Here is a 9,949-nt window from a genome sequence, read left to right as displayed (position 1 = left end):
GAAAGCCAGGTTTTTTCTAGCCTCCCCGGGGCGGCGGCGGGAGAATCCCCCCATCCCCCCCCCAGGACCCGTTTTGGGGGGACCTCCTCCGGCACCCGCCCCTACCGCCTCAGCCTCCGAAGTACGCGAGGCGCGAGGGGTGAGGGCGGGAGGCTTCTCTCACAAAGCGTGTATCGGGGAGCGACTGAGAGAAGCCTCCCGCCCTCACCCCGGATCTGTGCGATTGGCTAAAACTTTTCCGTAGCAGGACTGTCATAGCTGGCAACGCCAGGGACGGACCACTCTGCATGCAGCGCCTCGCCAACCGCTACTACCGGCTCCGGGATGCCCTTGCCGGACCCGTGAGTTACCTCGACGGGTTGCCGCCGCTGGCCCTGCGCCTGTACCTGGCGCCGGTGCTGTGGATGGCAGGCACACAGAAGCTGGCGGCGATGGACAGCACCATCGAGTGGTTCGGCAACGGCGAGTGGGGCCTGGGGCTGCCCTGGCCGGCGCTGCTGGCGCCGCTGGCCGCGTGGACCGAGGCCATCGGCGCGCTGCTCCTGGTGCTCGGCCTCGCCACCCGCTGGGTGGCGGTGCCCCTGTTCGTGACCATGGTCATCGCGGCGCTCACCGTTCACTGGGAGCACGGCTGGTCGGCGATCGCCGACAGCGGCGACCCGGCCATCGCCCAGCGCCTGGGCGTGGCCCGGGAACTGCTGGTGGAGCACGGCAACTACGCCTGGCTCAGCGAGCACGGTCCGCTGGTGATCCTCAACAACGGTATCGAGTTTGCGGCCACCTATGCGCTTATGCTGCTCGTGCTCATGGTGACCGGCGGTGGCCGCTTCACCAGCATCGACTACTATCTCGCCCGGCTCTATCCCCGCGGTGCTTGACAAGCCCGGCGGCGGGGGAGCAGCCGGGGCGCCGAAGTGCTACACTTCGCGCCGATTTTTCAGCATTGCAGGTGAATCTTGAGCAAGCATTCCGCCGGCCGGCGCGAGACGAACACCGCGCCGGCCACCCACGAGTGGTCCATCGACGATTTCCCGGTACCGCCCGAGGAAGGCAAGACGCGCTTCCATGACCTCGGCCTGCGCGACGAGATCATGCACGGCATTGCCGATCTCGGCTTCCGCTACTGCTCGCCGATCCAGGCCCAGGTGCTGCCTTTCACGCTGCGCGGCCACGACGCCATCGGCAAGGCGCAGACCGGCACCGGCAAGACCGCCGCCTTCCTCATTACGATCTTCAACGACTTGCTCAACAACCCGGTCGAGGACGAGCGCTTCCTCGGCGAGCCGCGGGCCGTGGTGATCGCGCCGACCCGGGAGCTGGTCATGCAGATTGCCGCCGACGCCGAGGAACTCAGCCGTTACACGGGGCTGAATACCGTGACGCTGATCGGCGGCATGGACTACCAGAAGCAGCTGAACCAGGTGAACCGCCGCATCGTCGACCTCGTGGTGGCGACGCCCGGGCGCCTCATCGACTTCATGACCCGCCGCGACCTGTTCCTCGACCATGTCGAGGTGCTGGTGCTGGACGAGGCGGACCGGATGCTCGACATGGGTTTCATTCCCCAGGTGAAGCGCATCGTGCGCGCCACGCCGCAGAAGGAGTACCGGCAGACGCTGCTGTTCTCCGCGACGTTCACCCAGGACATCATCAACCTCGCCGCCCAGTGGACCCGCGACCCGGTGAAGGTCGAGATCGAGCCCGAGAGCGTGGCCACGGACAGCGTGGACCAGAAGGTCTACCTGGCGAGCAGCGAGGAGCGCTTCCGCATCCTCCTCAACCTCCTGCGCGGCCCGGACGCCGACAGCGTCATCGTCTTCGCCAACCGCCGCGACCAGGTCCGGCGGCTGCACGAGCGGCTGCGCAAGGCCGGCATCCGCGCCGGCATCCTCTCCGGGGAGATCTCCCAGGACAAGCGCACCAAGACCCTGGAGCGCTTCAAGAATGGTGACCTGTCGGTGCTGGTGGCGACGGACGTCGCCGGCCGCGGTATCCACGTCGAGGGCGTGAGCCACGTGGTGAACTACAACCTGCCGGAGGACCCGGAGGACTATGTACACCGCATCGGCCGCACGGGCCGCGCCGGCGCGACCGGCGTGTCCATCAGCTTCGCCAGCGAGGACGATGCCTTCCTCTTGCCGGACCTCGAGGCACTCCTCGGCGAGCCCCTGTCCTGCACGCATCCCCCGCAGGAACTGCTGGCCTGACGCAAGTCCCCTAGCCGACGGCGGCCCGCTCGGCCGCCACCTCCTCGACCCAGAACAGGGTGCCGCCGGCGACTGCCGCCGGCACCACCACGAAGTTCACCAGCGGAATCCCCGTGCACAGGGCCACCAGCCCGCCGAAGCCCAGGCTCGACAGGCGCCGCTCCCGGCAGGCATCGCGGACGGCGGCGAAGGACAGGTTGTGGTTGTCCATGGGGTAGTCCAGGAACTCCAGGCTGAACATCCAGGCGCCGAAGACGAACCAGAGCACCGGTGACAGCGCGTTGAGGCCGGGGATGAAGGTGAGCAGGAGCACCAGCGCGGCCATGGGGACGAAGTAGAGCAACTTGGCGAGCTCGCGGAAGATGCCCCGGGGCACGCCGGCCAGCGCCGCGCCCAGGCCCTCGAGGCCGGCGACCTCGCGCCCGGTGACCAGTTCCTCGACCTTCTCGGCCAGCAGGTTGTTGAAGGGCGAGGCGATCACGATCGCGACTGCGGTGAACAGGTAGCCCGTGGTGAGCGTCACCAGCAGCCCGACCAGGGGCCAGAGCAGCCATTCGATGAAGCCGAGCCAGTCCGGAATGCCGGCCATGATCGAGTCGAGCCAGCCCGCCAGGAAGCTGACGCCCCACCAGATGACCGCCGAGAAGATCAGGATGTTCACCGCCAGCGGGACGAGCACGAACAGCCGCAGCGTCGGCCGGGTCAGCAGGCTGGCGCCGCGCACGAGGTAGCCGGCGCCTGTCAGGGCGTTGCCGCGCATGCGAACGCTCCGTTGCCAGGGAGGCGCCATGGTAGCAGAGGGCGCTCGCCGCCGGGCACCTTGGGCGCGTGTGCGCGGCGGTTATAATGACGCCCTTGTTCCCTGCAACGCCGGAGGCCGCTATGCACAACGATGACGTGCACGACGACGACGAGCTCTTCTGGCAGGAAATGGCGGACGTGGCGCCGCTGCGCCGGGAGCGGCGCGTCCGCCGCGGCGGCGCCGGCCCCGATGATGCGGCCCTCGCCGCGCGGCGCAATGCGGCGGTCACGCAGCCCGGAAAGGACCGGAACCCCCTGCGCGAGGACGGCATCGAGCCCCTCGACCCCTGGTACGTGCTTGCCTTCAAGCGCCCGGGCATCCAGAACGGCGTCTACCGCAAGCTCAAGCAGGGCCGCTACCCGGCCGACGCGCGCCTCGACCTGCACCGCATGACCGTGCGCCAGGCCCGCGGCGAACTCTTCGGCTTCGTGGAGGACTGCCTTGAGCTCGGCCTGCGCAGCGTTCTGCTGGTGCACGGTAAGGGCGAGCGCAAGCCGAAGGACCAGCGCCTGTCGGTGCTCAAGGGTGCCGTCGACCAGTGGCTGCGCGAGCTCGAGGCGGTGCAGGCGTTTCACAGCGCCCAGCCGCAGCACGGCGGTACCGGCGCGGTCTATGTGCTGCTGCGCAAGAGCGAGGCGAAGAAGCAGGAGAACCGGGAGCGCTTCCTGCGGGGTCGCGTTCCCGTAGACTGACCGCTCAGGCCGTGGCGGTGCCGCCGCTGCCGGCGCCGGCGGCGCGCAGGGCCTCCGCATAGGGCCCGCCGAGGCGGTGGCCCTCGACGATGTCCAGCACGGTCTCACCGGCGCCGTTGCGGGTATCCAGGTCGCGCCCCTCCGCCGCGAAGAAGGTGAGGAAACGCGCGAAGTCTTCTGCACGCATGCCCTGGTAGGCGCGCAGCAGGATGTGGAAGTCGTCGGGTGTCCCGTCGTGCGACCGGCAGGCGAGAAAGCTCTTCACCCGCGCGTCGTCCCACTGCTCGTCGATGACCTTGCTCTTGTCCTTGCGCATGGCGTCCCCGGTCCGGATCAGTCACTGGGGTTGTTTCAGTCGGGCAGCTTTTCGGCGAGCAGCTGGTTCACCAGGGCCGGGTTGGCCTGGCCCTTCGACGCTTTCATCACCTGGCCGACGAAGTAGCCGATCAGCTTCTTGCGCTTCTTCTCGTCGGCCGCGGCGTACTGCGTCACCTGCTCCGGGCTGTCGGCGATCACCGCATCGACCATGGCGCCGATGGCGCCGCTGTCCGAGACCTGTTTCAGGCCTTTTGCCTCGATGATCGCGTCGGCATCGCCCTCGCCGTTCCCCTCTCCATTCCACATGGCTTCGAAGACCTGCTTGGCGATCTTGCCGGAGATGGTGTCGTCGAGGATGCGCGCGAGCAGGCCGCCGAGGGCCGCCGGGGCTACCGGGCAGGCGTCCAGGGCAAGCCCGTCGCGATTGAGCTGGCCGAGGAGCTCGACCTGTACCCAGTTCGCCGCCAGCTTGGCGTCGCCGCAGGCCTCGGCCACCGCTTCGAAGTAGTCGGCCAGCGCGCGGCTGTCCGCCAGCACGCCGGCGTCGTAGGCCGAGAGGCCGTACTGGTCCCGGAAGCGCTGCCGCTTGGCCGCCGGCAGTTCCGGCAGGGCGGCGCGCAGCTCCTCGATGAAGGGCTCCTCCAGCACCACGGGCAGCAGGTCCGGCTCCGGGAAGTAGCGGTAGTCGGTGGCGACCTCCTTGCTGCGCATGGGCCGCGTCTCGTCGCGCTCGGCGTCGTAGAGGCGGGTCTCCTGCACCACGCTGCCGCCGCCCTCGAGGAGGTCCGTCTGGCGCTCGATCTCGTGCGCGATGGCCTTCTCCACGAAGCGGAAGGAGTTGACGTTCTTGATCTCCGCGCGCGTGCCCAGGGTCTCGCTGTCCGCCGGCCGCAGCGAGATGTTGATATCGCAGCGCATGGAGCCCTCGGCCATGTTGCCGTCGGAGATGCCGAGGTAGACCACCAGGCTGTGCAGCGCCTTCAGGTAGGCCACGGCCTCCTCGGCACTGGCGAGGTCCGGCTCGGTGACGATCTCCAGCAGCGGCGTCCCGGCGCGGTTGAGGTCGATGCCGGTCTGGCCATGGTAGTCCTCGTGCAGGGACTTGCCGGCATCCTCCTCGAGGTGGGCCCGGGTAATGCCGATGCGCTTGCTGGTGCCGTCGCCGAGGACGATCTCGAACTCGCCACGGCCGACGATGGGCTCGGCGAACTGGCTGATCTGGTAGCCCTTGGGCAGGTCCGGGTAGAAGTAGTTCTTGCGGTCGAAGACGGAGCGGCGGCCGATTTCCGCGTTGATGCCGAGGCCGAAGAGCACCGCGTAGCGCACCGCCTGTTCGTTGAGCACCGGCAGCATGCCGGGCATGGCGAGGTCCACGGCGCTGGCCTGGGTGTTCGGCTCGGCGCCGAACGCGGTGGCGCTGCCGGAGAAGATCTTCGAGCGGGTCGCGAGCTGCAGGTGCACCTCGAGGCCGATGACCGGCTCCCAGTTCATGCAGCACCCCCCGCCGCCGGCGGCTCGCGCAGGTGCCAGTCCGTCAGCTGCTGGTAGCGGTGTGCCACGGCCAGGAGGCGCGCCTCCTCGAAGTGACGGCCGATGAGCTGCAGCCCGACCGGGAGCCCCTGCAGGGGTTCCACGGGCAGGCTCAGGGCCGGCAGGCCGGCGAGGTTCACGCCGAGCGTGTAGCTGTCTTCCTGGTACATGGTGACCGGGTCGTCGACTTTCTCGCCGAGGCGGAAGGCGGTGCCGGGCGCGGTCGGGCCGGCGATCACGTCGACGCTGGCGAAGGCATCGAGGTAGTCCTGGCGGATCAGGCGGCGGGTCTGCTGGGCCTTCTTGTAGTAGGCGTCGTAGTAGCCCGCGGAGAGGGCGTAGGTGCCGATCAGGATGCGCCGCTGCACCTCGGCGCCGAACCCCTCCTCGCGGCTGCGCGTGTACAGGTCCTCGAGGTCCGCCGGGTCCGCGCAGCGGTGGCCGTAGCGCACGCCATCATAGCGGGCGAGGTTGGTCGAGGCCTCCGCCGGGGCGAGGATGTAGTAGGCCGGGATGCTCAGGTGGTTGTGCGGCAGGTCGATGTCCACGAGGCGGGCGCCGCGGGCCTCGAGTTCGCCCAGGGCGGCGCGCAGCCGGTCGCCGATGGCGCTGTCGAGGGTCGCGTCGAACCAGTGCCGGGGCAGGCCGATGCGCAGGCCGCCTAAGTCCATGGCCAGGGCCGCGCGGTAGTCGGGCACCGGTTCGCGGGCGCAGGTGGAGTCGGCCGGGTCGTGCCCGGCCATGGCGCCGAGGAGGAGGGCGCAGTCCTCGGCGGAGCGCGCCATGATCCCGCCCTGGTCGAGGCTGGAGGCAAAGGCGATCATGCCCAGGCGCGAGACGCGGCCATAGGTCGGCTTGATCCCGGTGATGCCGCAGAGTGCCGCGGGCTGGCGGATCGAGCCGCCGGTATCCGTCCCGGTGGCGGCGGGGACCAGGCCCGCCGCGACGGCGGCCGCCGAGCCGCCGGAGGAGCCCCCCGGCACCCGGTCGAGGTCCCAGGGGTTGCGGCAGGGCCCGTAGTAGCTGGTCTCGTTCGACGAGCCCATGGCGAACTCGTCCATGTTGGTCTTGCCGACGGTGACGGCGCCCGCGGCGGCCAGGCGCTCGACGGCGGTGGCGCTGTAGGGCGGCAGGAAGTTGTCGAGCATGCGCGAGGCGCAGCTGGTGCGCAGGCCGTCGGTGCAGAAGATGTCCTTGTGGGCGATCGGCAGCCCCGCCAGGGGGCCCGCGCGGCCGGCGGCGCGGTCGGCATCGGCGGCGCGGGCGGCGGCCAGGGCGCCCTCCGCATCGACGGTGATGAAGCTGTTGAGGGCGCCGTCCTGCGCCTCGATGCGCGCAAGGCAGTCACGGGCGAGCTCTTCGGCGGAGAGGCGGCCCCGGTCCAGGGCCTCGAGCAGGCCGCTGACGGAGGCGGGAGTCTCGCTGGCCACGGCTTACTCCACGACCCGCGGCACGAGGTAGAGGCCGTCTTCCACGGCCGGGGCGATGGCCTGGAACGCCTCCCGGCGGTTGCCCTCGGTGACCTCGTCGGCGCGCAGCGGCTGCACGGCATCGAGGGGGTTGGCCAGGGGTTCCACGCCGCGGGTGTCGATCGCGGAGAGTTCCTCGACCAGCGCCAGGATGCGCCCGAGGCTTGCCTCCAGTGCCGGCGCCTCCCCGGGGTCGATGCGCAGGCGGGCCAGGGCGGCCAGCCGCTCGAGTTGATCGGCGCCTAGGGTCATGGGCAGGGAATTCCGCGTTGCTGTCCAGGGGTTGCGGCGGGTGCGGACACCGCGGCCGCGAGCGCGAAATCTATCACAGTTGCGCCTTGCCCAACATCCCCGCCGTTGGTAGAGTTGCCCGCAGTCTGGCGCCCCGGAACCGCACGAGAAAGCGGCTGTTGCAGCCCGTGTTTTTGCGTGACCCGCGTCGTTTGCGAGCACGTCGTGCGCGATCGCGATGGTCACGCGATGGTCAGGGTCCTTCAAGGTACACGCTGAATGCTGAAGAAACTCCGCGGTATGTTCTCCAACGATCTGTCGATCGACCTGGGGACCGCCAACACCCTCATCTATGTCCGCGGCCAGGGCATCATCCTCGACGAGCCCTCGGTGGTGGCCATCCGTATCCACAACGGCCAGAAGACCATCGAGGCCGTGGGCGCGGAGGCCAAGCGGATGCTGGGCCGGACCCCGGGCAACATCACGGCGATCCGGCCGCTGAAGGACGGCGTGATCGCCGACTTCCAGGTCACCGAGAAGATGCTCCAGCACTTCATCGCCAAGGTGCACGAGACGCGCTACATCCGCCCCAGCCCGCGGGTCCTCATCTGCGTGCCCTGCATGTCGACGCAGGTCGAGCGCCGGGCCATCCGCGAGTCGGCGCTCAGTGCCGGGGCGCGCGAGGTGCGCCTGATCGAGGAGCCCATGGCCGCGGCCATCGGTGCCGGCCTCGACGTGGACGAGGCCACCGGCTGCATGGTGGTGGATGTCGGCGGCGGCACGACAGAGATCGCCATCATCTCCCTGAACGGTGTCGTCTACCGCGATTCCGTGCGCGTCGGGGGCGACCGCTTCGACGAGGCGATCGTCGCCTATGTGCGCCGGCGTTACGGCACGCTCATCGGCGATGCCACGGCCGAGAAGATCAAGGAAGAGATCGGCTGTGCCTACAAGGGCAGCGAGGTCCGCGAGATCGACGTTCGCGGCCGCAACCTCGCGGAGGGGGTGCCGCGGAGCTTTACCCTGAACAGCGACGAGATCCTCGAGGCGCTGCAGGATCCTCTCACTGCCATCGTCCAGTCCGTGAAGTCCGCCCTCGAGCAGTCACCGCCGGAACTGGCCGCCGACATCGCCGAGAGCGGCATCGTCCTCACCGGCGGCGGCGCCCTGCTGCGCGACCTGGATCGGCTCGTCGCCGAGGAGACGGGGCTGCCGGTGGTGGTCGCCGAGGACCCGCTGACCTGCGTCGCCCGCGGCGGCGGCATGGCTATGGAACGCATGGATCGGCATACGATAGACTTGCTGTCCACTGAGTAAGGTGCCGGCGCCCCGTTGGCCGCCGGCCATCGGGAACTGACATCAGGCCGCTATTCGTCAAGGAGTCGCACCTCGGACTGAAGGTGACGCTGGTCACCCTGCTCGTGGTCGGGCTGCTGGTGGCGGACCTGCGCTACAACCGCCTCGACGGCAGCCGCGCCGTCCTCGACACACTCCTCGCGCCGGTCTTCTGGGTGGCCGGCATTCCCGGTGCGATCGGCGCCTGGCAGGACGCGCACATCCGCTCGAGGGCGACGCTGCTCGAGGACAACGCCCACCTGCGCCGCGAGAACCTCGTCCTCAAGGGCCGGCTGCAGCAGATGGCTTCGCTGCAGGCGGACAACGCCCGGCTGCGCTCGCTGCTCAACTCCACGGCGCTGCTGCGCGACGACGTGCTCGTGGCCGAGGTCGTCGGGGTCGCGCCCGACCCGGTGCGCCACCAGCTCATCCTCGACAAGGGTGATGATGCCGACGTCTACCCGGGGCAACCGCTCATCGATGCCAACGGGCTCATGGGGCAGGTGGTGGAAGTGAGCCGGTTCCACGCCCGGGTGCTGCTGATAACGGACGCCACCCACTCGGTCCCCGTGCAGGTGAGCCGCAATGGCGTGCGGGCCGTCGCCGAGGGCACGGGCTCGCTGGACCGGCTGGAAATCCACCACGTCGCGGCGACCACCGACATCCAGGAGGGCGATCTCCTGGTGACTTCGGGCCTCGGCCAGCGCTTCCCCATCGGCTATCCCGTGGCCACGGTCACCGCCATCGAGCGCGACCCGGGCCAGGCCTTCGCCCGGATCACCGCGCGGCCCACGGCGGCCCTGGACCGGGTGCGCCACGTGCTGCTCGTCTTCGCCCGGGACGAGAGCGGGGCCGGTGGCTGATGGCGGTCGGAGAAGGGGCCACGGGATACTGGGTCATCCTGGCGACCCTGTTCACTGCCTACGTGCTGGCGGTACTGCCGCTCGCACCGTGGCTCGCCTGGCTGCGACCGGAATGGCTGCTGCTCGTCGTTACCTACTGGGTCATTGCTCTCCCGCACCGGGTGGGGCTGGTGACCGCCGCAGTCGCCGGCCTGCTCATGGACGCACTGGAGGGCGCCGTGCTCGGACAGAACGTGCTCGCCCTGTCCCTCGTGGCGCTCGTCGCCCGGCTCCTCTACCAGCGCATGCGCGTCTTCTCCCTGGCGCAGCAGGCGCTCACGGTGTTCCTGCTCGCCGGGCTGCACCAGCTCGTCTGCCAGTGGATCCAGAACCTCGAGGGGGCGGGTGCGCGATCATTCCTCTTCCTGCTCCCGGCCCTCACCAGCGCGCTACTCTGGCCGCCCGTGAGGTACCTGCTGCGCGGTGCGAGGCGCTACTACCATGTTCAGTAATCCGGCTGCGC

Annotated in this window: 11 protein-coding genes; 6 read left to right on the top strand and 5 right to left on the bottom strand. The window is 69.6% G+C overall.

Annotated features, from left to right (window positions below; genetic code table 11):
* Nucleotides 1-287 precede the first annotated feature (287 nt).
* Nucleotides 288-878 (top strand): HvfX family Cu-binding RiPP maturation protein, encoded by a 591-nt coding sequence (locus ACX93N_RS14765; RefSeq protein WP_459429208.1) that lies wholly within the window; start codon nt 288-290, stop codon nt 876-878.
* Nucleotides 879-956: 78 nt separating this feature from the next.
* Nucleotides 957-2,207, top strand: coding sequence for an ATP-dependent RNA helicase RhlB (gene rhlB, locus ACX93N_RS14760; RefSeq protein ID WP_459429207.1), 1,251 nt, complete (start codon nt 957-959; stop codon nt 2,205-2,207).
* A gap of 10 nt (nt 2,208-2,217) precedes the next feature.
* Here the strand turns inward: rhlB and cysZ are convergent, their stop codons facing one another.
* Entirely contained in the window at nt 2,218-2,967 is a 750-nt protein-coding gene (gene cysZ, locus ACX93N_RS14755) for a sulfate transporter CysZ (RefSeq protein ID WP_459429206.1), read from the bottom strand.
* 122 nt (nt 2,968-3,089) lie between these two features.
* On the opposite strand from cysZ, the gene smrA reads away from it, so the two are divergent.
* Nucleotides 3,090-3,701: a DNA endonuclease SmrA gene (gene smrA / locus ACX93N_RS14750; protein WP_459429205.1), complete on the top strand. Its 612-nt coding sequence runs from the start codon at nt 3,090-3,092 to the stop codon at nt 3,699-3,701.
* Between the two features lie 4 nt (nt 3,702-3,705).
* Here smrA and ACX93N_RS14745 read toward each other — a convergent pair whose 3' ends face one another.
* From ACX93N_RS14745 to gatC, 4 genes are read right to left on the bottom strand one after another with little or no spacing between them, the layout of a single operon-like run.
* A complete protein-coding gene (locus ACX93N_RS14745) occupies nt 3,706-4,017 on the bottom strand; it encodes a PA4642 family protein (protein ID WP_459429204.1) in 312 nt (103 codons plus the stop codon).
* Nucleotides 4,018-4,052: 35 nt separating this feature from the next.
* Nucleotides 4,053-5,510, bottom strand: a complete 1,458-nt coding sequence (gatB, locus tag ACX93N_RS14740) for an Asp-tRNA(Asn)/Glu-tRNA(Gln) amidotransferase subunit GatB (RefSeq protein ID WP_459429203.1) — start codon at nt 5,508-5,510, stop codon at nt 4,053-4,055.
* Nucleotides 5,507-6,979: an Asp-tRNA(Asn)/Glu-tRNA(Gln) amidotransferase subunit GatA gene (gene gatA, locus ACX93N_RS14735; protein WP_459429202.1), complete on the bottom strand. Its 1,473-nt coding sequence runs from the start codon at nt 6,977-6,979 to the stop codon at nt 5,507-5,509. The genes gatB and gatA overlap by 4 nt, the downstream gene beginning before the upstream one ends.
* Before the next feature lie 3 nt (nt 6,980-6,982).
* Nucleotides 6,983-7,270, bottom strand: a complete 288-nt coding sequence (gatC, locus tag ACX93N_RS14730; protein WP_459429201.1) for an Asp-tRNA(Asn)/Glu-tRNA(Gln) amidotransferase subunit GatC — start codon at nt 7,268-7,270, stop codon at nt 6,983-6,985.
* A gap of 258 nt (nt 7,271-7,528) precedes the next feature.
* On the opposite strand from gatC, the gene ACX93N_RS14725 reads away from it, so the two are divergent.
* Genes ACX93N_RS14725 through mreD form a run of 3 tightly spaced genes read left to right on the top strand, consistent with a single transcriptional unit; the run spans nt 7,529 to nt 9,938 of the window.
* Nucleotides 7,529-8,566, top strand: a complete 1,038-nt coding sequence (locus ACX93N_RS14725; RefSeq protein ID WP_459429200.1) for a rod shape-determining protein — start codon at nt 7,529-7,531, stop codon at nt 8,564-8,566.
* 41 nt (nt 8,567-8,607) lie between these two features.
* A complete protein-coding gene (gene mreC, locus ACX93N_RS14720) occupies nt 8,608-9,447 on the top strand; it encodes a rod shape-determining protein MreC (RefSeq protein WP_459429210.1) in 840 nt (279 codons plus the stop codon).
* Nucleotides 9,447-9,938: a rod shape-determining protein MreD gene (gene mreD / locus ACX93N_RS14715; protein WP_459429199.1), complete on the top strand. Its 492-nt coding sequence runs from the start codon at nt 9,447-9,449 to the stop codon at nt 9,936-9,938. The genes mreC and mreD overlap by 1 nt, the downstream gene beginning before the upstream one ends.
* The last annotated feature ends 11 nt before the right edge of the window (nt 9,939-9,949 follow it).

The organism is Pseudohaliea sp. (assembly GCF_054552115.1).
Note: the sequence above shows the minus strand (reverse complement) of the source record. Positions and strands in the feature narration are given on the sequence as shown.

What these genes read in the sequence shown, in the direction of transcription:
- smrA (WP_459429205.1), top strand. Translation starts at nt 3,090, where the DNA reads ATGCACAACGATGACGTGCACGACGACGACGAGCTCTTCTGGCAGGAA.
- cysZ (WP_459429206.1), bottom strand. Translation starts at nt 2,967, where the DNA reads ATGCGCGGCAACGCCCTGACAGGCGCCGGCTACCTCGTGCGCGGCGCC.
- ACX93N_RS14765 (WP_459429208.1), top strand. Translation starts at nt 288, where the DNA reads ATGCAGCGCCTCGCCAACCGCTACTACCGGCTCCGGGATGCCCTTGCC.
- mreD (WP_459429199.1), top strand. Translation starts at nt 9,447, where the DNA reads ATGGCGGTCGGAGAAGGGGCCACGGGATACTGGGTCATCCTGGCGACC.
- gatB (WP_459429203.1), bottom strand. Translation starts at nt 5,510, where the DNA reads ATGAACTGGGAGCCGGTCATCGGCCTCGAGGTGCACCTGCAGCTCGCG.
- gatC (WP_459429201.1), bottom strand. Translation starts at nt 7,270, where the DNA reads ATGACCCTAGGCGCCGATCAACTCGAGCGGCTGGCCGCCCTGGCCCGC.
- ACX93N_RS14745 (WP_459429204.1), bottom strand. Translation starts at nt 4,017, where the DNA reads ATGCGCAAGGACAAGAGCAAGGTCATCGACGAGCAGTGGGACGACGCG.
- ACX93N_RS14725 (WP_459429200.1), top strand. Translation starts at nt 7,529, where the DNA reads ATGCTGAAGAAACTCCGCGGTATGTTCTCCAACGATCTGTCGATCGAC.